This window comes from Microbulbifer maximicatervae (SeqCode), from assembly GCF_052467505.1.
Genome location: NZ_CP174313.1, coordinates 828,751 through 849,291, shown reverse-complemented (window position 1 = coordinate 849,291; position 20,541 = coordinate 828,751). Strand labels below are relative to the sequence as shown.

25 protein-coding genes and 1 pseudogene are annotated in these 20,541 nt (G+C 45.5%); 5 read left to right on the top strand and 21 right to left on the bottom strand.

What is annotated here, in order from left to right; translation table 11 throughout:
• Window positions 1-5: 5 nt before the first annotated feature.
• The 7 genes and pseudogenes from ACJJIN_RS03890 to ACJJIN_RS03860 all read right to left on the bottom strand — a co-directional run bounded on the left by ACJJIN_RS03890 (window position 6) and on the right by ACJJIN_RS03860 (window position 5,319).
• Window positions 6-1,168 (bottom strand): IS3 family transposase gene (locus ACJJIN_RS03890; protein WP_444896961.1). Its coding sequence is split into 2 segments (ribosomal slippage): window positions 6-910 and window positions 910-1,168, totalling 1,164 coding nucleotides; the frame shifts between segments, so codons are not numbered across the junction.
• Window positions 1,169-1,189: 21 nt separating this feature from the next.
• A complete protein-coding gene (locus ACJJIN_RS03885; RefSeq protein ID WP_444896960.1) occupies window positions 1,190-1,489 on the bottom strand; it encodes a hypothetical protein in 300 nt (99 codons plus the stop codon).
• Entirely contained in the window at window positions 1,474-1,995 is a 522-nt protein-coding gene (locus ACJJIN_RS03880; protein ID WP_444896959.1) for a hypothetical protein, read from the bottom strand. The genes ACJJIN_RS03885 and ACJJIN_RS03880 overlap by 16 nt, the downstream gene beginning before the upstream one ends.
• Window positions 1,996-2,290: 295 nt before the next feature.
• A pseudogene (locus ACJJIN_RS03875) lies at window positions 2,291-2,512 on the bottom strand (baseplate complex protein); the annotation flags it as partial.
• 866 nt (window positions 2,513-3,378) lie between these two features.
• Window positions 3,379-4,632, bottom strand: coding sequence for a Y-family DNA polymerase (locus ACJJIN_RS03870; RefSeq protein ID WP_444896958.1), 1,254 nt, complete (start codon window positions 4,630-4,632; stop codon window positions 3,379-3,381).
• Window positions 4,632-5,021: a LexA family protein gene (locus tag ACJJIN_RS03865; RefSeq protein ID WP_444896957.1), complete on the bottom strand. Its 390-nt coding sequence runs from the start codon at window positions 5,019-5,021 to the stop codon at window positions 4,632-4,634. The genes ACJJIN_RS03870 and ACJJIN_RS03865 overlap by 1 nt, the downstream gene beginning before the upstream one ends.
• Before the next feature lie 154 nt (window positions 5,022-5,175).
• Window positions 5,176-5,319, bottom strand: coding sequence for a hypothetical protein (locus ACJJIN_RS03860; protein ID WP_444896956.1), 144 nt, complete (start codon window positions 5,317-5,319; stop codon window positions 5,176-5,178).
• A 99-nt stretch (window positions 5,320-5,418) separates the two neighbouring features.
• Here ACJJIN_RS03860 and ACJJIN_RS03855 point away from each other — a divergent pair, with 99 nt between their 5' ends.
• Window positions 5,419-5,760, top strand: a complete 342-nt coding sequence (locus ACJJIN_RS03855) for a helix-turn-helix domain-containing protein (protein ID WP_444898225.1) — start codon at window positions 5,419-5,421, stop codon at window positions 5,758-5,760.
• A 105-nt stretch (window positions 5,761-5,865) separates the two neighbouring features.
• Here the strand turns inward: ACJJIN_RS03855 and ACJJIN_RS03850 are convergent, their stop codons facing one another.
• Entirely contained in the window at window positions 5,866-6,096 is a 231-nt protein-coding gene (locus ACJJIN_RS03850; RefSeq protein ID WP_444896955.1) for a hypothetical protein, read from the bottom strand.
• Between the two features lie 166 nt (window positions 6,097-6,262).
• Window positions 6,263-6,511: a hypothetical protein gene (locus tag ACJJIN_RS03845; protein ID WP_444896954.1), complete on the bottom strand. Its 249-nt coding sequence runs from the start codon at window positions 6,509-6,511 to the stop codon at window positions 6,263-6,265.
• A 297-nt stretch (window positions 6,512-6,808) separates the two neighbouring features.
• On the opposite strand from ACJJIN_RS03845, the gene ACJJIN_RS03840 reads away from it, so the two are divergent.
• On the top strand, window positions 6,809-6,940 hold the full coding sequence (locus ACJJIN_RS03840; RefSeq protein WP_444896953.1) for a hypothetical protein: 132 nt from the start codon (window positions 6,809-6,811) through the stop codon (window positions 6,938-6,940).
• 676 nt (window positions 6,941-7,616) lie between these two features.
• Window positions 7,617-8,567, top strand: coding sequence for an IS5 family transposase (locus ACJJIN_RS03835; RefSeq protein WP_444895065.1), 951 nt, complete (start codon window positions 7,617-7,619; stop codon window positions 8,565-8,567).
• A gap of 139 nt (window positions 8,568-8,706) precedes the next feature.
• Here ACJJIN_RS03835 and ACJJIN_RS03830 read toward each other — a convergent pair whose 3' ends face one another.
• The 4 genes from ACJJIN_RS03830 to ACJJIN_RS03815 form a co-directional block, all read right to left on the bottom strand.
• A complete protein-coding gene (locus ACJJIN_RS03830) occupies window positions 8,707-8,964 on the bottom strand; it encodes a hypothetical protein (RefSeq protein WP_444896952.1) in 258 nt (85 codons plus the stop codon).
• Window positions 8,965-9,010: 46 nt separating this feature from the next.
• Window positions 9,011-10,366, bottom strand: coding sequence for an IS4 family transposase (locus ACJJIN_RS03825; protein WP_444896951.1), 1,356 nt, complete (start codon window positions 10,364-10,366; stop codon window positions 9,011-9,013).
• Between the two features lie 184 nt (window positions 10,367-10,550).
• Window positions 10,551-10,898, bottom strand: coding sequence for a hypothetical protein (locus ACJJIN_RS03820; protein WP_444896950.1), 348 nt, complete (start codon window positions 10,896-10,898; stop codon window positions 10,551-10,553).
• 112 nt (window positions 10,899-11,010) lie between these two features.
• Window positions 11,011-12,375, bottom strand: a complete 1,365-nt coding sequence (locus tag ACJJIN_RS03815) for an IS4 family transposase (RefSeq protein ID WP_444895875.1) — start codon at window positions 12,373-12,375, stop codon at window positions 11,011-11,013.
• Window positions 12,376-13,122: 747 nt separating this feature from the next.
• Here ACJJIN_RS03815 and ltrA point away from each other — a divergent pair.
• Both ltrA and ACJJIN_RS03805 read left to right on the top strand, forming a co-directional pair.
• On the top strand, window positions 13,123-14,073 hold the full coding sequence (gene ltrA / locus ACJJIN_RS03810; RefSeq protein ID WP_444896926.1) for a group II intron reverse transcriptase/maturase: 951 nt from the start codon (window positions 13,123-13,125) through the stop codon (window positions 14,071-14,073).
• 126 nt (window positions 14,074-14,199) lie between these two features.
• Window positions 14,200-14,394: a hypothetical protein gene (locus ACJJIN_RS03805; RefSeq protein ID WP_444896925.1), complete on the top strand. Its 195-nt coding sequence runs from the start codon at window positions 14,200-14,202 to the stop codon at window positions 14,392-14,394.
• 621 nt (window positions 14,395-15,015) lie between these two features.
• Here ACJJIN_RS03805 and ACJJIN_RS03800 read toward each other — a convergent pair.
• From ACJJIN_RS03800 to ACJJIN_RS03765, 8 genes are all read right to left on the bottom strand, one after another.
• A complete protein-coding gene (locus ACJJIN_RS03800; protein ID WP_444896949.1) occupies window positions 15,016-15,585 on the bottom strand; it encodes an HNH endonuclease in 570 nt (189 codons plus the stop codon).
• Between the two features lie 106 nt (window positions 15,586-15,691).
• Window positions 15,692-16,042 (bottom strand): hypothetical protein, encoded by a 351-nt coding sequence (locus ACJJIN_RS03795; RefSeq protein ID WP_444896948.1) that lies wholly within the window; start codon window positions 16,040-16,042, stop codon window positions 15,692-15,694.
• A 143-nt stretch (window positions 16,043-16,185) separates the two neighbouring features.
• Window positions 16,186-16,893, bottom strand: a complete 708-nt coding sequence (locus ACJJIN_RS03790) for an IS3 family transposase (protein ID WP_444898224.1) — start codon at window positions 16,891-16,893, stop codon at window positions 16,186-16,188.
• Window positions 16,894-17,039: 146 nt separating this feature from the next.
• On the bottom strand, window positions 17,040-17,348 hold the full coding sequence (locus ACJJIN_RS03785) for a transposase (RefSeq protein WP_444895975.1): 309 nt from the start codon (window positions 17,346-17,348) through the stop codon (window positions 17,040-17,042).
• Between the two features lie 144 nt (window positions 17,349-17,492).
• Entirely contained in the window at window positions 17,493-18,470 is a 978-nt protein-coding gene (locus ACJJIN_RS03780; protein WP_444896947.1) for a hypothetical protein, read from the bottom strand.
• 137 nt (window positions 18,471-18,607) lie between these two features.
• Complete coding sequence (locus ACJJIN_RS03775) at window positions 18,608-19,027, bottom strand: hypothetical protein (protein WP_444896946.1); 420 nt, start codon at window positions 19,025-19,027, stop codon at window positions 18,608-18,610.
• 81 nt (window positions 19,028-19,108) lie between these two features.
• Window positions 19,109-19,534, bottom strand: a complete 426-nt coding sequence (locus tag ACJJIN_RS03770) for a hypothetical protein (RefSeq protein WP_444896945.1) — start codon at window positions 19,532-19,534, stop codon at window positions 19,109-19,111.
• Between the two features lie 140 nt (window positions 19,535-19,674).
• The gene (locus ACJJIN_RS03765) at window positions 19,675-20,424 is read right to left on the bottom strand and encodes a hypothetical protein (protein WP_444896944.1); all 750 of its coding nucleotides are present in this window, start codon (window positions 20,422-20,424) and stop codon (window positions 19,675-19,677) included.
• Window positions 20,425-20,541 lie beyond the last annotated feature (117 nt).

The following is a 20,541-nucleotide window of genomic DNA, read 5'->3' as shown; positions in this document are numbered from 1 at the left end:
CACCACTAAGCGACTAGTTGTTCCTCAAACGCCTCAGGGCTGAGATAGCCATTGGCGCTGTGTAAGCGATTTCGATTGTAGTCTATTTCTATATACTCAAATACGGTTTCCCGCATGAGGCACCTTGTAGGAAAGCGGTTACCATGGATTACTTCTACCTTAAGTGAGCGGAAGAACGTTTCTGCGCAGGCGTTATCATAGCAGTTACCTTTGGCGCTCATGCTGCACCGCAGATCATAAGCTGTAATTAAAGATTGATAATCTTTAGAGCAATATTGGCTTCCCCTGTCAGTATGCACGATAACATTTGTAGGTTTCTTACGTCGCCATAAAGCCATTTGAAGGGCGTCACAGACCAATGTAGCTGTCATCGTTTCTGACATCGCCCAACCAATAACCAGCCGACTATATAGGTCTATCACTACAGCCAGATATAACCAACCCTCTTCTGTTCGTAGGTAGGTAATATCCCCGACCCATTTCTGATTCGGCGCTTCAGTATTGAAGTTCTGCTCGAGCAGATTTGGGGCCACTGGCAGACCATGTTTTGAGTAGGTTGTGGCTTTATATCTCTTGGCGGCTTTAGCCCGTAGGCCCTGTCGACGCATGCTGGCAGCAACTGTTTTTTGATTATATTTACTCCCCTCACTGGCCAATTCCCTCGTCAGGCGAGGGGCGCCACTACGTTCTTTACTGGCTATAAAGCGCTGCTGTACCAAACCATCAAGCTCCATTTGGTACTGCTGGCGCTTGGATTGATCGGCCGATCTTGACACCCAATCGTAAAACCCACTGCGAGATACGCTCAATACCTTAGCCATCGCTTTGATGCTGAACTTATGCCTGTGCTTTAGCATGAAGGCGTACCTCATTTCAGGCTCTTTGCAAAGTACGCTGCGGCCTTTTTTAAGATCGCCAGCTCCTCTGCCTGCTCAGCCAGCTGCCGCTTAAGGCGAGCATTCTCTGTGGCCAGCTCTCTCTCGGCATCCCCTCGGCTCTGATGTAACTTAGCCTTGCTTCGCCATCCGTAAATCTGGGAAGGATGTAACCCAAGCTGTTTAGCGGCAACGCTTACCCCTACCTTGACCGCCAGTGCTAGGGCATCTTTTCTATATTCCTCTGAGTATTTTTTACGAGTGGTTTTGGTTGATTTACTTGATCGTGTCATAGGGCACCTCTGCTGCGTAGTTTATCGCTTAAGAGAGTGTCCGTCTTTGGTGGGTAGGATCAAACCAAAGGCCCCACGCTCATTGCCTGCATAGTGCAGCGGTAGCGGTACACTGCGAAAAATTGGCAAGCGATCATCGGCTTTGCCTTCAGGGGTCAACACATGCACATCCACCCCATAACGTGGGCGGAACTCCTCCGCTAGTTCCGACTTTTCCATTGGATCACTGATTGCCACCACTTTTGCCAGTATCGGCAAATGCAAACCGCTTGCTATTTCCGGGTAGAGCCGATTGATTAAGCGCTTTATTTGTTGTTCCATGGGTTCGCGCTCCAGGTTAAATTCATAAAGTTACCGGCAAGCTCTACCTTGGTTGCATAGCTACCATTCAAAAAAACACCAGGGCGAAGCCTTGGAATACAGGCCACTTTTGCCCGATTAGAAATACCAAAGTCTGTGGCAAACCCTGTTGGCAGCTCCAGGGAGCTGCCAGCCCAATAACTATCAACCCAACTACCTACAAAAACTTTGCCGTCGCCTTGCTGTTGCCAAATACATTGCGGTATTTCGAATGCGTCCGCCAAGTTATCCATCACCCAATAACCGGTACCCGCACTGTAAAAAGCTGGTGCTTTATTATCGGTATAGCTGCCTGTACCGATTACAAATTGCAATCCAGTTTTCGCAGACACTACGCCCAGCACGCCTGCCAGCGTTACATAGCGCTCCGCCAGTGGTAGCAGTTGCGCAAGTGAGGCGGTCAACTCTCGGCACAATAATTTTTTGCGGTCGTTATCAATAACTGTGCTATTCGTTACATAGCTCATAAAAAAGCGTTGTAACTTACTGGGGCTGTAACCTATATCGAGTTGCACCGGCCATTTAGAGAAGAGGAACTGCGCACGGTAAAAGCCGCGCGTCCAGGGGAAAACAAATCAAGGCGCACATCGTCATCGATGAGCGAGACAGGTTCGCCATTCACTGTTAGCCTTTTATGTAACTGCACTAGCGCTCTCCTCTTCATCTGGCGCTAATGCGTCATCAGCAAACTTTAGAACCTTTTCAAAGCCGGTATAGTTTTCTGTCCCGTCCTGTTCTTCTGTACTGGCAGCCGCTACCGCTTCACCGTTGGCGCTTTGCTGTTGTGCAGCTTCGACTTTCTGTCGCTGCTCTACTTTTTTCAGGAATAGATAAATATTCCGAAAGGGTAAAATTCACCCGCCATGCTCTTTTGTCGGGGATCTTGCGAGCATTTACAGATTCATTAAATTGAACTTGGCGAATATTCATAGCCTGCGCGGTTTCGTCAACAATATCGAATACCGTAAGCTTTCCGTTTTCATCGACAGATTCCGCTTAAGATTCCAACAAGATTGAGATATTCAGAGGAATAAAGGATAATAGTTAACTACTCTTTTAAATTTCTCTTCATATCTGGTAGGAGAAATTTATTGAGGAACTAGAGCGATCGAACTGAGGTTCAATATCTAGCTCTGGTTTTTCAAGGGGTTTAAGCCAGCGATTGGGGTTAGCGGCGGAATGTTAAATCCTCCGTCACTTGTCCTGTTCTCAGCCGTCTGTGTGGGATTGGTGGTTTTTTCTTACGTGAAACATCGAACGCTCTCACCACGGGACTCAGGCCCAAGCCCTGAGAAGGCGGATAGCTTTATGAGAAAAGGAACAGCAGTTGTAAAATGCGTTGTCGGTTCAGTATTTGACGTAGGTCAGACGCTGGGAGCAAGTCTCGTGGTCCTCGGGGGCCCGCTAGCCTAAGCCTCTTGAAATGTCTCAACAGCAGTGGGGCTCAAAGAGCTATAAAGAGCTATAAAGAGCTATAAAGAGCATTTTTTGCAAGTTGCCCACAGTTTGCAGCATGCTGGGCAGTATTGAGGTACTTGTTAGGTGTCTTGAAAACCGATGACTGTAACAGGTCCCAGGGTTCGAATCCCTGCCCCATCGCCATTATTCATACAAAAAGCCCTGATTTTTCAGGGCTTTTTTGTTTCTGCCTTTTGTGGTCCCCCACTTGTCTTTTTGCTGGCCTGTAACGTTCCAGACGAAGCAAACTCTATACGCGCCAACTGCGGCAGTGCATAAGCGTCTTTGCCATCTGTCCTTTCATGTGAGCATCAGATCGATTTAGCTCTTTTCCAGGCTCCACAACCGCTCGACCCTCAACCTTACAAAAACCTCATACGCTTACGCAGCAGCTAGACCGTAATCTCTGGCAGCTGGTCCCACTGAGTCGTATAGGCTGGCGATCGATGCTCCTGTCGCATCTTCCACTTCTTGTCGATACCTTCAGCTCCCAGAAACAAGGTGCCCCGACCAAACCGCTGATTGATCTGGTCGATGGCCTGCATGGTCTCACCTGATCGTATTGGCTGACCTGTGGTGAACATGTCGCCCTGGCCCAGCGAGCGGGGGATAAGCTCTACCAGCCCTACCCCGGCCTTCAGGAATCTATGCCCCTGCAGGAACAGCTCTGTAATCGCACGCTTTACCAGCTGCACTATCAGCCGTGTGTCATCCGTGGGGTATGGGGTTTGTACCACGGTGCTGCGGCTGTAGTAGAGCGGCTCATGGGGTGAGGTATGCAGGAAGACATGGATAGACTTTACCAGGGAGTCCTGGGCCCGCAGCTTCTCCGCCGCCCTGCTCGCATACAAGATGACCGCCTGCAGTATCGGCTGCAGATCGGTGAGCTTTTCGCCGAATGAGCGTGTGCAATAGATCTGTTTCTTGGCTGGTGGCTGCTCTTCCAGGCTTAAGCAACTAATGCCATTGAGCTCTTCTATCGTGCGCTCAATATTTACATTCGTATGGCTGCGCAGGATTTTCGGGTTGGCTTGTGCCAAGTCATAGGCTGTCTTGATACCCAGGTGCCCAAGTCGCCTTGATAGGCGCCTGCCTACACCCCACACATCACCCACTTCAGTGCGTCGCTGCAGCCATTGCCACTTTGCGGGGGAGTCCAAGACGCAGACGCCCTGACATTTGGGGATCTTCTTGGCGACTCTATTTGCCAGCTTGGCCAGGGTTTTACTCGGGGCAATGCCAACGCCCACCGGCATGCGAACATCCCGCCAGAGGGTTTGCCTTATTTGCTGGCCGTAATCCAGTAGACACTCTTGCAACCCATGTAGATCCAGAAACATCTCATCGATGCTATAGACTTCAACCTCTGGACTGTACTGCTTCAGCGCTATCATTACCCGGTGGGAAATATCTCCGTACAGGGCGTAGTTACACGAGAAGATCTTTACCCCGTGCTTTCGCAACAGATGCTCAATCTTGAAGAACGGCTGCAAATCGGGAATACCTAATACCTTGGCCTCTTTCGAGCGAGCCACCACGCAACCATCATTATTGGAAAGGACTACCACCGGGAGCCCGCGCAGGTCGGGGCGGAATATCTGTTCGCAGCTGGCATAGCAGCTGTTGCAATCAACCAGTGCCAACATCAGCAGGACCGGTGGTACCGAACAGAAGCCTTGACCACTCCCTCAACAATCAATTCCTGCCCTTCCCAAATGGGAATCGGTGCGTATTTGTCATTGTCTGATAGCAGGCGGCCCTGTTGGCGGTCGAGCATCTTGCACGTTAACTGCCCATCCAGGGCAACCACCACCACATCTCCGTGGATTGGCGTTAATGATCGGTCGACTACCAGCAGGTCCCGGTCAAAGATGCCGAGGTTCTCCATAGAGTCGCCGTTGGCGCGGGCGAGGAATGTCGCCGCCGGGCTGGTTATCAGGTGTTGATCCAGGCTCAGAGCCGCTTCTTTGTGGTCATCCGCTGGCGAAGGAAAGCCGCAGCTGACACCGCTGGCGTATAGAGGGGAAAGTTTCATGTGCTCTAGCAATATACTGTATTTTTATACGGTGTATTAGCGAGCACCCACTAAAGACAAGTAGCCAGTGTGACTCCAGGGCCTCACAGGTATTTTGTGCTTAAGCCATCTCGGCGCCGCCACCTCCTTTTGACTCAACCGAATAGATCACCCCCTAGATAGTGGTGCTCACTTCCTCACCCATCAGCTTTAATACGGCATCCCTTCCCGCTAAATCGGGGCAACCTGTAGCCCACTCCAGGGCCACACACAGACTTACGACCCTCTGTAATTGATCCATTTGCGCTTTCATAGGCATGCTCAACGCCTTGTAACTACTAGCCCTATCTCAATCTTGTGTCATCTAACACCGGCTACCTTTATTGCCTTATGACGATAAGCCACCAAACGCACCTCGATATTTGAGGCCGGATCACTAGCCGATCACCTGCACAACGCGCGGAAACGGGAGAGGGTGACGATTGCACAGCTGGCAAGGCAGCAGGGGCTTGTGTCATCTCAAATTTTGAAAATGGAAACGGGCATACAAAGAATTCCGGCGGACCTGCTGCCGGTATCGTGTGAGGCGATTGGGATTACTTTGGCGGAGGTGTACGGGGTAGAGAACCTGCACCACTTTGCACAGATTCCATTTCCCCCTTTTACTGCTCGACTTTATTCGCATCTACCGGAGAGTTTTCGCAAGCATATTCACCGGGTAATTGAGAGCGACTATCAGCTCTGGAAGAGTCGGCGATAACGACCGCCTCAGGCGTCATCAATGTGTTTACTGTTTTTCAAGCAAGTATATTGATGGTCGTCTTGCAGGCACATGTTATGAATCTGATAAACTTTTAATTTTCTTCTACTTTGCCTCGCATGTTTCCCACATAAAATAAGCAACTCCTAACCCGCCAAGCGGAAAGCCAATAAAGGCAATCAAAGGTCGCAGCCATATTGGGGCTGATGGGTCAGCAATTTCCATGGTGATGGACCACATGAGAGCAGTCAGCAGCCCCCAAAAGCAAAAACCAATTCCCCAAATAAAGCGAGCCTTACCTTTTTCTCTTGTAGCCTCCCATTTTTCAACATTCATACAGCTTCCTTCGTGATACTCAACATCCATAACGTATTGATCTTTGGCAGGTCGAGCGAAGCGTAGGCTGTCTAGTGGATACCCTCAGAACCGGGACGGACGTGCTAATTTTGTGATTTCGCTTGTTATACAATTTTGCGTATATATATCTGGTTTAAATTAAGTTTTAATTACCAACTAAAGAAAGAGGCAACGCAAGAACAAAAATATAAACAGCCTTTGGACACCTAAAGCCCAGCAGCCCCCCGAAAATACCAACAAGAAAGGCTGCAATGTATTGAAGAATAACTGACTCCGTTAAACTACCCGCTACTAGATATGAAAATATAAAAATCAAAACAGTGGACAATAGTGCGTAGCAAACTCTCTCCTTCTGTGAATATTGACTATTCTTTTTCTTCAATTCTTTAAGCATATCCGTAAAACCCTGTATATGTACATATGTTACCAGCAAGCGGAGCGTAGGCTGTCCAACCCAGATCCCGACTAGGCGATCTTGCCTGGCCTGCAATAGCTGGCGCACACCGAACGATCTACTTGCAATTTGCCAGCCAACTCTGAATGGCCACAGTCCAATAAATTCACAGAGAAAAATACCATACTTCCCCCACGAATTAACTATTTGATTGGCACTCCGTAATGTAGCTGCTAGCTTACTGACTTAAAACGAAAACACTTGAACGAAGCCGTGATGCAGGTTTAAAGGAGAATTGTGATCAGGAAAAGAAAGGAACTTGCAGCAACTACAAACCACCTAAAAATTAACCGCCTTGGTAAAGTTGGCGGCCTTTTTGAAGCAAAAAAGGGAACAGTTTTACCAAGTTCAAATGTTTTGACTAGTTAAATTTTGTATCACACTATATTGAAACCGCCAAATGATTGTTTAATAATCAAATCAATAAAACTGCACACTTCCTCGCCACTCCTATCTTAATGGCACTCCGCAAAATTGCAGCGGACTACCTAACTCCGCAGTACCTGAGCGGATACTCTTGGAACGAAACTGCTCGAATATGAACCAGTAAAAATTACTCAATACTGGGTGCTATTTAGTGACACTAAACCTTCAGTTGCCACGAAAACCAATAAAACCAACCGCCACAATAACGCCCACAGCAGGGGCGGCCGAAGCGTTAGCGTAGCCGTCCCATGGGGGCCGCGATTTGCAGCGGCAGGAATGCACTGGATTGCCTTGTTAAGCGCTTTTTTCATAGGACTCGGATGCTGTTATTAGTTTTTCTAATTGCACACGGACCTTGTCGATTTCTACTGAAACGTTACGAACCTCTTGAATGTAGACATCTTGAGACTTGATGGTTAGAGAGCCCCTTGCTGATAATGACCATATGCCTACTTCACTCTTATCCCCATTCGTGTACATGGAGTGAACGAATTTGTTTCTTTGCTTTTGAACGCCCTTTATTCTTTCTATTACTTTCGCGTATCCACTTAGGGAACCTCTGAATAATTCCAAGCCAATATTGGTAATATTCACCTACCCATCAAGACTACGATGAATTATGCACCAAGTCACCTTTGCCGAAGCAGAATATAAGCTAAAGCGCCGTATAACTCGCCGAGAGAAGTTTCTTTCTCAAATGGAAGCCCTCATCCCATGGCAGCGACTAGAAGCTCAGATCACTCCTTGCTATCCACAAGGCAAACGTGGCCGACAGCCATATCCATTGAGTGTCATGCTCCGTATTCATTGCATGCAGCTATTTTATAATCTCAGTGATCCCGCTATGGAGGATGCACTGTATGAAATTGAATCCATGCGTAGTTTTGCTGGATTGACTTTGAGCGGCCCAATTCCCGATGAAACAACGATTCTTAACTTTCGCCACTTACTGGAGCTCAATCAGCTAGGTGCAGCTCTTTTTGATGAAATCAACAAGCATCTTGCTGAGAATGGCATGGTACTGCGTGAAGGTACGATTGTAGATGCCACTATTATCTCTGCGCCAACTTCAACCAAGAATAAAAAGAAAAAACGTGATCCAGAAATGCATCAAACAAAGAAAGGCAATCAGTGGCATTTTGGAATGAAAATGCATATCGGGGTTGATGATGTGCTCGGAGTAATACATAGCATAGATACAACAGCAGCGAATTCGCATGATGTCACAACTACAGAGCGAGTTCTCCACGGGGAGGAGAAAAGAATCTGGGGAGACTCTGGGTACATTGGTGCGGAGAAACGTGAAGAGTTGAAAGAGCGGGAGGCGGATTGGTATATAGCAATGAAGCCGAGCAAGCTAAAAACTCTTCCAGGGCGTGATGCACTTCGTAAAGCGGAAAAGATCAAGGCGCAGATAAGAGCGAAGGTCGAGCACCCCTTCCGCTACATCAAACGGGTATTTGGTTATGACAAGGTCCGCTATCGGGGACTGGTAAAAAATACTGAGAGGCTGTGCTTACTGGCAGGCTTTACCAACTTAATAATAGGGAGAAAATACTTGGCTGCCTAGGGGTGGTTCGCCTGAAATCCACCTATTGAGGGTTTCAGATGAAAAATTAGTGGACTATTACGCGCAAATTACGCGTTTGTGCGTAATAAAGTGAATTTTTCAAGCAGCTCAGCTTAATTCTGGAAAAATGCTTCGTTGATCAGAGGGTCCTTAGGTTTGGATAAGATTCCGACACTTGCTCAAAAAGCGTACCTAGAGCATTTACACGTTGCTGAAAGGTCAAATGAGCCGTCATTACAGAGACGCGCCAATCTAACATAGACTCATAGCCTGCCAATTTACTAATAGCTCTATCAATCGAGAATTCTAGAGCACCATACATGACTGTTATTTTCCCAAGTTCAATTAAATACTCATCAGGAACTGGAAGGTTTGCAATTAGATCTTTCTCGCTCATATATCAGATTCTTTGCGCTTAACGCCGCGCCTGTGTTTTATACACATCATTTAAGTCCATTTAAAGCCTCCGCTGCCTCCATATAATGGAGCAGTTTAGTGTACCCCTGCCAAACAGTTTTAACTCCGGGCTCACCATCGCCATTCCGTCCCAGAAAGCCTCCAAGTCCTGCCAACATACGAGTTATATCTCTCATACTTGGAGCTTCATTTGGTGGGGAGGTTTTAGCTTGCATTATCCATATCATACGCCACTCTTTTTCAGAGTAGAATTTCGTACACGACGTATCAGGAAGCGTTCGTGCTCGTGTTGTCATGGAGTGTAGACGCCACCCAATAATCATATAGATTGCAATACAGTTCAACATTCGCTGCTCGGTTCTAAAGCGATTACTTTCTATCTGGCATCCGCCTTTCATCACTCGGAAATAGGTTTCAATTTCCCATCGACTTCGATACCACTCAATAATGATCCTCGCTTGCTTAAAGTCCTCAACTGCAAGATCGGTCAGCAGCATCCATTCAATACCTTTTTCCCCTTCTGGTGGGCTTAATTCCTTAGCAAAGACTGCGTAGAGAGAAAGAGGTCGCTTTGATTTTCCTTTTCCCTGCAATCTTACTTCTGCAATGGATACACTGACCTTAGCTTCCCTTTCTGGCTGTCTGGGGATACCTACTGAGTATTTCCCGATGGACTTCTGCTTGGTCATATAGTCCCAAAGTAAAGTCGTATCTTCTCCTTCGATCTCTAAACTACGATTAGCTTTGGCTCGAACAATATAGCTTGCACGCCGCTGTTCATTTTGATCTTCAGCTAATTGAAACCACTCATAAATATCCCCCTCTCTATCCGCGATGCTCACAATCGTGGTTTCAGGGCAGCGCTCTTGTATCTCACAAGCTGATTCATAATGGTCTAACCAGCGTCGACTCTCTTTATCTTGTATCGACTTGGTATAGCGAGAATTAGCACTAGATCCTTTATCTCGCTGCCACATGCTACCCTCAATAATGCCCAGATTATCTCTGGATGGTGTTATAGCGATAGACGTATGTAGGAGCTGCTGATTAGTCTCTTTGCGTCGGAGTGTTCCCATTTCTTTGCTTTCTAAATCGGTAGCAAAATTTAGGAAAGTGGTATCCTGAGGGATAAGAACAACTGGCTGAACCTTGATTCTTTCAAGAGTGGCCGATTTATGGCCACTCATAATGGAGTCAAAGCTGACTTTATCATTTTCGATAAATCGATAGGCAGCAAAGGTTTCTGCCCAAGACTTATTTGCACAGGGAATGCTACCCTTTGGGTCGGAACTTAAATTACTGAGAATATTGGACAAGCGCTTATTCAATCGTGTATCACCCATAACCTGATTTTTCACTTCGTCCCTGACCCAGTCCTGCATAATTATCCAGCCAAATTTGTAGCCCCTATAACGCACAAACTGTAACTCATTGATTTTTATAATAAAACTGAAAAAACTTGTGTATAAAACTTAGCGCTTTACTAAGGGGCAGCCGAAACGCAGTGCAGGCTGCCCCACGGAGGGCCGAAGGCCCGGAGTGTACTTGAGTAACTTGTTATGGACTTCAGTTTCCACTCGGTACACTCTCTTCAAAGCTCAAGTTCATAATTCTTTTTCGATTATTAAGGCGAACCGATACATATGGACCACGACTCACAGGCTCAATTTCAAAGTATGCATGCATACCTTGCTGACTGCACTTTGAAAATAGAATTTGCTTAACCTTTACTTCTTTATGTAGCTGCGCTACCGAATAAATATATGCTCTCAATCTATCTGGAACTTCTGACCTAGGGACACCATTGCTTTCCATTAGGTATGCATGGCCCTTTATATCCCAGTATCTAGCTGTGTCTACTTCCATTCTTGCGTCCATTAGATAGTTTTTATACAAACTACCTATTTCTTTCACACAGCTCGCATTTAGCTCAGCCCGCCCTACCGTAGAGAAAGCTAAGGCTAGTACTAATAAAGTTACTCTAAGCATCGTGCACCCATAACGCCTTGACTGTGTTTTATACACATCATTTAAGCCCATTTAAAGCCTCTGCTGCTTCAATATAATGGAGCAGTTTGGTATATCCCTGCCAAACAGTTTTAACCCCTGGTTCGCCATCACCTTTACGTCCTAGAAATCCCCCTAGGCCTGCCAACATACGCGTTATATCTCTCATGCTTGGAGGTATATTCGGTGGGGAACTTTTATCTCGCATCATCCATACCATGCGCCATTCTTTTTCAGAGTAAGCACTCGTACATGGTTCATCAGGAAGACTTCTTGCTTGTGTAGTTATCGAATGTAGTCGCCATCCAATAATCATATAGATCGCAATACAGTTCAACATTCGCTGCTCTGTTCTAAAACGATTACTTTCTATCTGGCATCCGCCTTTTACCACCCGAAAATAGGTTTCAATTTCCCACCGGCTTCGATACCACTCAATGATAACTCTCGCCTGCTTAAAGTCTTCAACTGGAAGATCAGTTAACAGCATCCACTCAATGCCTTTTTCACCCTCTGGTGGGGTTAATTCTTTAGCCAATACAGCATAGAGAGAAAGTGGTCGTTTAGATCTTCCTTTTCCTAGCAACCGTATCTCAGTAGTGGATACGTTGACCTTGGCTTTTCTTCCAGGCTCTCCATTCCGTTTGGGAATATCTACCGTGTATAGACCGACAGATTTCTGCTCATTCATATGATCCCAAAGCAAAACCGTTTCTTCTCCATCGAGCTCTAAAGTGCGATTGGCCTTAGCTCGAACGATATAGCTCGCCCGCCGCTGTTCACTTTGCTCTTCAGCCAGCTGAAACCACTCATGAATATCACCCTCTCTATCAGCAATACTCACAATTGTGCTTTCAGGGCAGTGCTCTTGTATCTGACAAGCCGTTTCGTAATGGTCTAGCCAGCGTCGACTCTCCTTATCCTTTATCGACTTGGTATAGCGGGAATTAGAACTTGATTCCTTATCTCTCTGCCACATACTACCTTCAACAACACCCAAATTAACTCTGGATGGTGTTATCGCGATGGAGGTGTGCAAGAGTTGTTGGTTGGTCTCTTTACGCCTAAGTGTTCCCATCTCTTTACTTTCTAGGTCAGTGGCAAAATTTAGAAAGGTAGTATCTTGTGGGATAAGAACAACAGGCTGCACTTTGATTCTCTCAAGAGTTGCCGATTTATGACCGCTCATAATAGAGTCAAAGTTGACTTTATCATTTTCTATAAAGCGATAAGCTGCAAACGTTTCTGCCCAAGTTTTGTTTGCACAAGGAATGCTATTGTTTGGGTCTGAACTTAAATTACTGAGAATATTAGACAAGCGCTTATTCAAGCGTGTATCACCCATAACCTGATTTTTTACTTCGTCCATGACCCAGTCCTGCATAATTATCCAGCCAAATCTGTAGTTCTTACTGGGCTAAACTGTAACTTATTGATTTACATAATAAAACTTAAAAAACTTGTGTATAAAACTTAGCGCCTTGATCTGCGGCAGACCACGTGAAGCGTGGACTGTCCGGTGGAGGCCCGCAGGGCCAGAGCGAACAGCATCAACTTGGTACGCCCAGCATGGGCGTGAACTAATGGGGTGAAAGTCCCCTGTAGGAGGATCACCGTTTAATGGTCTCCATTAAATGCTAACTACTAGCAAATGGCAACTGCAAGACCGTGAGGTCTTGTGGGGAGGAAGCCGCTAGCAAAGCTACGAGCTGACGAACAGAAACATCATATAAGGCTTAGCCTGGAGGCGAGGTAGCCAAGGATACCGAAGCCATGTGGTCTAACGGGTAGAGTAAATGATGCAGTTGTGTAGTGAAAGTTCACGCTCTTATCTGGGGAGATCTGTTCAACCTGCTGCTGTAAAGCTGTCAGCGTGGCCGCTGACTCATAAGTAGGCCCAGCCCGCTAGCCACCATCGCGGGGGTAACCAAAATTGATGGAACACAGCAGCGCCTCAGCCAGTAATGGCCAAGGTGATTGAACAGAAGTCAGCCGACGGCATAGTAACCTAATGCCAAGATTAATACCTTGGATACGGTGAAGGCCTGAACCCAAAATCCACGAGTTAAAAGACAGGGCTAGCCTACCGATGTGTTGCCAGCCGGATATAAAATTAACGTAGCGCACTGCCATGACACTCAACTCAAATGAAAATCTGCTTGAAATCATCCTCAGCAAAGAAAATCTTAATGCTGCATGGAAACACGTGCGAAGCAACAAAGGTGCCGCAGGCATTGACGGGATTACTGTCGATAATTTTGTGCAGCACTTCAAGGCAGTTGGCGACGACCTCATCGAGACTATTCGACAGGGTCATTACCAGCCGCTTCCCGTCAGGCGCGTCTACATTCGCAAGCCAGATGGTGGCCGGCGTGGTCTCGGGATACCTACGATCTTTGATCGTGTTATTCAGCAGGCTATCGCCCAAATCATCGGTCCCAGTTTCGATAAAACCTTTTCGGAGTTCAGCTATGGATTCCGCCCAAAGCGATCACAGCATCATGCGGTGAAAAAGCTACAGAAGTATATCGAAGGCGGGAAGCGAATAGCCGTAGATGTCGATTTATCTAAGTTCTTCGACCGGGTCAACCATGACTTCCTCATGAGTTTACTTGGCCAAAGAATCAGCGATAAGCGTTTACTCAAGTTGATCGCAAGTTACTTGCGTGCAGGAAGTGTAGAAAATGGATGCTGGAAAGCCTGTCATGAGGGGGTGCCACAAGGGGGCCCTTTATCGCCGCTACTCTCCAACATTGTACTCGACCTGCTCGATAAAGAGCTGGAAAAACGCCGACATGATTTTGTTCGCTATGCGGATGATTTTGTAATTGTTGCTGCTTCTAAGCGCGCGGGTGAACGGGTTATGGCGAGTATTAAACGCTTTGTTGAACGCAAGCTTAAGCTCAAAGTTAACGATACTAAAAGCCAAGTAGTTCCTGTCAGCCGCTGTAAGTTTTTGGGATTCTCTTTTCGCGGTGCAAGGCTCGTCTGGCATGATAAGTCCCTGCTCCAATTTAAATACCGCATCCGCCAGATTACAGGGCGATCCCGTGGTATTTCTATGGAAAAGAAATTGAAATAACTTACCATGTTCCTCCGTGGTTGGATCAATTATTTTGGTATAGCGCAAGGCTATTAAAAATGTATCGATCTTGACTGCTGGATACGACGAAGATTGAGAATGAACTACTGGAAAAACTGGCGTAAAGTGAGAACGAAAGTCCGAAACTTACTACGCATGGGTGTGAGTGAATCACTGGCTGTCACTTGTGGATCGTCCGGTAAGAGTTACTGGCGAAATGCAAAGACCGAAGGTATTCATATTGCACTCAACAATGAGCTTTTCCAAAAGATGGGCTTGATTTCTTTACGTGACCGCTGGGTAGAGATTCATTACGGATAGGGAACCGCCCATTGCGGACCCGCACGATGGGTGGTGTGGGGGCCGGTAGCTAGAAACTACCGGCTACCCGATTTAAGTGATTTAGTATGAGCGAAAAAGAATACGAGCTATTTCTTAAGGATTGGGCTTCGTATAGATTCGTCATACCTCTTCTGAAAGCACTCTTCAAATTCTGACTCTTTAACGTTCTCAGATTTCATTATTTCCAGTAGAGCGCACTGAGTAAACTCTATTGCGATTTTCATCTGCTCTTTGTCGGAAAGACCTTCATTATTGCTCAAGTATTTTGCTGAACAGTCGGTACTGTTTTGGACAACGTAAGTAACACAACCTTGTAAGTCTGCAAGCACTTCTGGCTTGACGCATCGAAGGAAATTTGGATTGCCATTACAGTAATAAGTAGACATTTTCCAAAGCGCTTTTTCCTTGAACGTTTCTGCGATAACCGCATTAGAGGTAAAAATTAGTATTAGAAGTATCAATTGTCTCATATTCTATTCACTTAACGCCCAGCGCAGGCGCAGCCAGCGCGGAGCACATTTTGTGTTAATGTTTGAGCGCCAGCGAGTAACACAAAAGGTGCGTAGCGTTGGCTGTCCCTCTGCCGCTGTTTGTTAGATTTTATGAAAGAGCCAACGTGAATGCTTTACGCTCTTTCTGATACTGGCGCCAACAGGATTTCCAATTTTCGTGATCGTGACAAACTCGCACAGGTTTTTCAGATTGAACGAAACGCCAAAAACTCTCTGTACGAGCTTTAACGTATTCGAACTGTTCTGTTCCAGGTTCGACTGGGGTGATACTCAACTGGGTTTTCTGATTATGGCAATCTTTGCATAGGAGCTGAAGGTTTGAGAGGTCGCCGATGGAGCCCTCAATGTGATCGATATCGCGGCCGTCTTTGCCACACTGCTCACATTTACCTTTTGATCTTTGAAGCACTTTAACCCTGACTTCACGCGAAATTTCGCGAGATTTCTTGTCATATCCCCCGGACATAATGTGAGCCAATCTAATTTTAACTGCTTCCTGGACATCAGGCTGCTCGATACGTCCATCCAAAGTGCATCTTCTAACATAGCGAATCAGCTCTGCTTCTTGCTCACAGGCAAGCGAGCAGTACAGCCGTGGCTTTACAAAAGGTGGCATTTCGCCGCTACAATGCAGGCACTCAAGCGCGGACTGGTTCATTATGTTCTCCGATAAGAAAATCTAACGCCCAAAGCACCCGAATTCCGGGCGCTTTAATGGCCTGTTTTTCTAGGCCATTGCCCGCAGTTTCGGGTGGCTTTGTTTGTTAAATGTTTTCAATTATTAACTTTCCGCCCTGGATTTTATGTGGGAGCACTATAAGCGGCTGGGCACCCTTGTAGCCATCATTGTGGACTATTTGGCCAGCGTAGCCATACAGGATTGCATTACATTTGTTCCAAAAATAAAAAAACTCCTCTTTTACGCTCCCTGGCTGGGCGATGGTATTGCATTCCTCCGCTTTGGGATCGCTGAATTCAGCGATAGCGTTTAAAACTACAATAGTTCCCCCAAAAACCTCTGAATCATCATCCTTCAGACGATGTACAAATACTTCGGTATCGCCCAGATCAAATAATTTAGGATATCCCTTGTTAAGAGCTTCAACTTCAGACATGTCTATACTTTTTGAAGTGCTATCGTTTTCGCAACCACGAAAAAATAAGATACAGAAAGAAATAATAATTAATTTAAAAATGTTGTTTAGTATCATGATTTAAGTATTACATTGGTCTTGCCCACAAAAAGTAGACACTCTAACTATACGTATTTTCGCTCATACTCTGCTGGACTTACATAGCCCAATGCAGAGTGCCTACGAACCCTACTGTAGAAAATCTCAATGTATTCAAACACCTCAGATTTTGCTTGCTCTTCGCTTTCGAATGTTCTGGCATAGACCAGCTCGACTTTTAGCCTGCTAAAGAATGATTCCATTGCCGCATTATCCCAACAGTTAGCCTGGCGACTCATGCTCGGCTTGCACTTGCTTTCGGACAAGAGATCCTGGTATTTCTGCGATCGATATTGCACACCCCTGTCAGAGTGAACTAGCAGTCCAGGCTTTATTGGTCGTCGCTCTAGGGCCATTTTCAATGCTCGACGTGTCAATTCATCGGTCATCTGGGAGTCGAATGCCCAACCTACAATACGTCGAGAGTACAGATCCATAACTACCGCGAGGTATAGCCACCTATCCAGAACCCAGATATACGTAATGTCACTGGTCCAGCGGCAATTTGGTCGATCCACATCAAAGCAACGCTTAAGTAAGTTGGCGGAGACGTTAATGCTCCCCTCCACGGGCTGACTATATCGAAAGCCTTTGCCGTTTCTCGCTTTAATATGTTCCTGTTGCATAAGCTTAGCGACGTAGTTCCGCGAGCATGGCTCACCTAACTCTTGAAGCTCGCAAGCAATTCTAGGCGCGCCATAACGACCTTTAAACTCAGCAAACGTCTCTCGGATTTTCTCGATTGTTCGTATCTATCTAATCGTGCGAGCAGATGGCAATCGCCCCCGCCATCGATAATAACCCGATCTTGAGACTTCTAAACACCGACACATCAAGCTAACCGGGAATGACCCTACATGCTCTTGTATCAATGCGTACTTTACTCTTGGTGGTTCGCAAAGTACGCAGCTGCCTTTTTTAGAAACTCAACCTCCTGACGAGCTTCATGCAGCTCCTTCTTGAGTTTGCGAACTTCAGCGCTTTCCTGTTTGGAATAGTCGACACCGTCTAAACTATTGAACTGCTTATCAGACAGTCGATTAAATTGACGACGCCAGTTGTAGATCTGCTGTGCGCTGACGCCTAGCTCTCGCGCCACAGAAGCCGTTGTTGCTCCAGGCTTTTCCGCTCTCTTAACTGCTTCTCTGCGGAACTCCTCCGTATACGCCTGAGTTCTTTTCTTACCCATGATACACCTCCGTGTTAGGCCTAAACCTAACTATACAGGGTGTCTACTAAACGTGGGTAAGTCTTATGCATAACGCCTCAATAACCGGCGCAGCTTTGCTGCGTCCGGCACCGAAGGTGCGTAGTTGATTGATTTGTTATGTCTTTAGTATGAACTGTCATGATTTTCCTTTTTCAAGACTCCGTTGATGGTGGAGAAGGAGAACGTATGATTGTGCTTAGGTGTTATTGCAGATGAGCCAAATTTATAATATTCACTGGTGTCATCTACTTCATACCGCATTGTTATTTTGTTGATGTTGTTTTCTTTTGCTATTTGAGAAAGATTGTTTCTTAGCTCACCTAGCTCTTTATTTAGGTTATTGAGTTGGTTTTCTGATGCAAAGTGAAGAATTAAAGACTTCTCTAATATGTCACCTTCTTTTTCTACGTTTATTTCATCTGTCATTGAGTTAGGAACAATGAAGTTTGCTTTGAATTCATTGTTATTCGCAGAAACCATGATCTTGAACAGATTGTAGAAAATAAAAATATCATTTTCTTCATTCGAGATATTGTGAAGAATGTTGTTGAGGCCAGTATGTGAGCCATTTAGAGGTCTTTTCTCAGGCAATTTTGTTTTTCCTACATAATGAACAATGGTCTCTATACCTATGTCTATTTGGTTGTTAAGTAAAAAATCATGTAGGGGTGTGGTGTATTTTTCACCAATATTGTCTGTAAAGGTGATAAATTTATCAGTTACTTCAACTTTAGGTTTGTCAGATTTTTTCTTTGGGGCTGGCAAGGTGATTTTAACTGGCTTTTTATCTCTTCCAACCTCTAAGTATAAGTAGAGTTTTTTACCTGTAATCGAGTATCTAGGTTTTTTTGAAGGGCTGAACCTAACTTTCTTTCGGCTGCATATAAAATAGACAAATCTCTTTTCTAAATTGTCTTTTACCTGTTTGTTTAGCTTTTTAAACCTTTCTATGAATAGCTCTTTGAGAGGGAAAATTTCATGAGAATTAACAACTAGGTCATACCAAACCATATCAGATTGCTGGAGTTCAATATTCCACTCTTTTTCTGATTCAATGTAGATTTTGTTTTTTATGATCGTGTTGTAGTCACCTCTTGCCATTTTTTCTCCGATATTTGAAAGGGGCATAACGCCCGGCTAAGCCGCCGGAACGGAGTTGATTGTTTTGTGCTAGCGTAGCGTTAAAGCACAAAACGAGCAACGCCGTGGAGGTCGGATTGAGCCGTTTGTTAAGTGTTTTATGTGTCACAGCCAACATATATTTCAGCCCCATGCACTTCGGCAAACCAAAAAGGTTCATCGTCGGACTCAAAGAATTGAATGAGGATGAAGTTTTGGTTTTGAAATACGATATCTTTGGCTACTAAAGAGTCAATTTCTTTGTGCCTATCTATAGGATACTTCTCTTTAGCCAAATTCTTAATTTTGACAACTGTGTCATCAATATAGCTTGGTTCTGCAAAGGCGCTCATTACTGATTTGACAAGTTCATCGGTAGGCTTAGAGAGACCATCATACGAGACGCTAAATTTGTACCCACTTTGCTTACCCAGCCAATATTCTGACTCCTTGTCCCATTCAAGCGTCCCCAGCCCTTGTATATGAATCAAGGCTTCTGCTGGCTCTTTCTTCTTAAATAAATTCTTGAAGAATTGCACTTTCCTTCCTTAGACACTTAACTCCTGCCGCATGGGCGAAGTTGGAGCGACAGCGGAAACTTTGTCCCGTGCTGGCACTGGTTAAGGGGCTTTAGCACGCAATGATCTCCAAATTTCCTTGGCACTTTCAGCGTCCTTCTCTGTATCAAAATAGACAGCCATCTGAACATAACCATTATCATTCACCGCGTAACAATAGAAAGCTGCCACTCTTTCGTCATTAGATTCTTCTGCCAGCCGATATGAGAAATACAATACATCGTTATTTGATTCTGATGTAAGGTCATATGACGACGGAGAGATATCCGCCTTTAGCTCTTCGAATAAATCTTGGGCTGACACGTTGTGATCATTGCCCCAAACTGCCACATATATCGTAAAACCCGGCCTCCAAATGATAAGGTCGTCATCCTCTACCCTGCGATTAAATTGATCAGGCAGCATCAATGACCACTCTCTAGTCATTTGATAATGACCTTCAACTATTGGGAAGTCTGGATGCAGCATTCTTGCCCCTTAACGCCATTGGCATGGGCCGGAAAACCGCGTAGCGGTTTGGAGGTCCAGCCGAAGGCGAGCATGCCCAACCTTGTTATAGGGCAACTGATCTTTATACAAGGTTAACCATTGCACCGAAAACCCAGCTCCTACAGGAAATTTTCTTTCTTCTCGTCGTAATCCCAATTACCACACCCAACATCGACCATTATTGGTGTTGTTTCACCAGTAGCCGAATGGGATAAAAACGAACCACTAAAAGAATACCCTTTACCAGTTTCAGTAAAGGCGTTTTTCCTTTTTTCAATGTAACGAGCACATGACCCACTGAATCTATTGTGATCTATCAGCCAAGCGATCAAGTTAATATCAAATTTTCCACCAAACACAGTCTCCCCTATCACGCGGGTATAAGATCCATCAGTGGATGGCTCTATACTTGATATTGTTTTGATAGTTACCTGCTTCCATTTAAGGTCCACTTTATCGAATTCGTATGGGTAAGCAATGTTATGCCGCTTTAACAGCGAACAAGCTTGAGAATCACAAACTTGTTCTTCTCGGTATATTGACACAGCTTTTTTACCTGGTTTCAAGTAATGAAAAGCGACAACGATCTTTCCGTTAATCGGTTCGAAGCGTGTATTCATGCCGTGTTGGGTTCCGACACGTGAATCCATTCCCCCTTTGACGACTTGCCCCATCTCAATACAAGCATCATCACAGTCAAGCTCTTTGGACGTAAAACCAATATGTAGCGGCACATCAGTCTCGACTGTCACGACAAAAGGCTTCTCAAATACCAAGTCCGCAGATTCATGTAGAGTGATGCGCGTGGAGCTAGCAAAAGTAAATGGCGCGGATAAAAGCGCGATTAAAGCTATCAAATATACCTTCATACCTATGATCTCTTTGAAGAATCATGAAAAATCAATTACAGAGTTAAATCGGAACGTCCGAAGCCCTATAACGCCTTGCACACGGGCTGACGAAACGCGCAGCGTTTTGGCAGTCCG

What these genes read in the sequence shown, in the direction of transcription:
- ACJJIN_RS03815 (WP_444895875.1), bottom strand. Translation starts at nt 12,375, where the DNA reads ATGCAGGACTGGGTCATGGACGAAGTAAAAAATCAGGTTATGGGTGAT.
- ACJJIN_RS03800 (WP_444896949.1), bottom strand. Translation starts at nt 15,585, where the DNA reads ATGAACCAGTCCGCGCTTGAGTGCCTGCATTGTAGCGGCGAAATGCCA.
- ltrA (WP_444896926.1), top strand. Translation starts at nt 13,123, where the DNA reads ATGACACTCAACTCAAATGAAAATCTGCTTGAAATCATCCTCAGCAAA.
- ACJJIN_RS03870 (WP_444896958.1), bottom strand. Translation starts at nt 4,632, where the DNA reads ATGTTGGCACTGGTTGATTGCAACAGCTGCTATGCCAGCTGCGAACAG.
- ACJJIN_RS03885 (WP_444896960.1), bottom strand. Translation starts at nt 1,489, where the DNA reads ATGGAACAACAAATAAAGCGCTTAATCAATCGGCTCTACCCGGAAATA.
- ACJJIN_RS03770 (WP_444896945.1), bottom strand. Translation starts at nt 19,534, where the DNA reads ATGCTGCATCCAGACTTCCCAATAGTTGAAGGTCATTATCAAATGACT.
- ACJJIN_RS03880 (WP_444896959.1), bottom strand. Translation starts at nt 1,995, where the DNA reads ATGAGCTATGTAACGAATAGCACAGTTATTGATAACGACCGCAAAAAA.
- ACJJIN_RS03850 (WP_444896955.1), bottom strand. Translation starts at nt 6,096, where the DNA reads ATGAATGTTGAAAAATGGGAGGCTACAAGAGAAAAAGGTAAGGCTCGC.
- ACJJIN_RS03795 (WP_444896948.1), bottom strand. Translation starts at nt 16,042, where the DNA reads ATGTCTGAAGTTGAAGCTCTTAACAAGGGATATCCTAAATTATTTGAT.
- ACJJIN_RS03830 (WP_444896952.1), bottom strand. Translation starts at nt 8,964, where the DNA reads ATGAGCGAGAAAGATCTAATTGCAAACCTTCCAGTTCCTGATGAGTAT.
- ACJJIN_RS03765 (WP_444896944.1), bottom strand. Translation starts at nt 20,424, where the DNA reads ATGAAGGTATATTTGATAGCTTTAATCGCGCTTTTATCCGCGCCATTT.
- ACJJIN_RS03835 (WP_444895065.1), top strand. Translation starts at nt 7,617, where the DNA reads ATGCACCAAGTCACCTTTGCCGAAGCAGAATATAAGCTAAAGCGCCGT.
- ACJJIN_RS03785 (WP_444895975.1), bottom strand. Translation starts at nt 17,348, where the DNA reads ATGGGTAAGAAAAGAACTCAGGCGTATACGGAGGAGTTCCGCAGAGAA.
- ACJJIN_RS03845 (WP_444896954.1), bottom strand. Translation starts at nt 6,511, where the DNA reads ATGCTTAAAGAATTGAAGAAAAAGAATAGTCAATATTCACAGAAGGAG.
- ACJJIN_RS03825 (WP_444896951.1), bottom strand. Translation starts at nt 10,366, where the DNA reads ATGCAGGACTGGGTCAGGGACGAAGTGAAAAATCAGGTTATGGGTGAT.
- ACJJIN_RS03865 (WP_444896957.1), bottom strand. Translation starts at nt 5,021, where the DNA reads ATGAAACTTTCCCCTCTATACGCCAGCGGTGTCAGCTGCGGCTTTCCT.
- ACJJIN_RS03860 (WP_444896956.1), bottom strand. Translation starts at nt 5,319, where the DNA reads ATGCCTATGAAAGCGCAAATGGATCAATTACAGAGGGTCGTAAGTCTG.
- ACJJIN_RS03780 (WP_444896947.1), bottom strand. Translation starts at nt 18,470, where the DNA reads ATGGCAAGAGGTGACTACAACACGATCATAAAAAACAAAATCTACATT.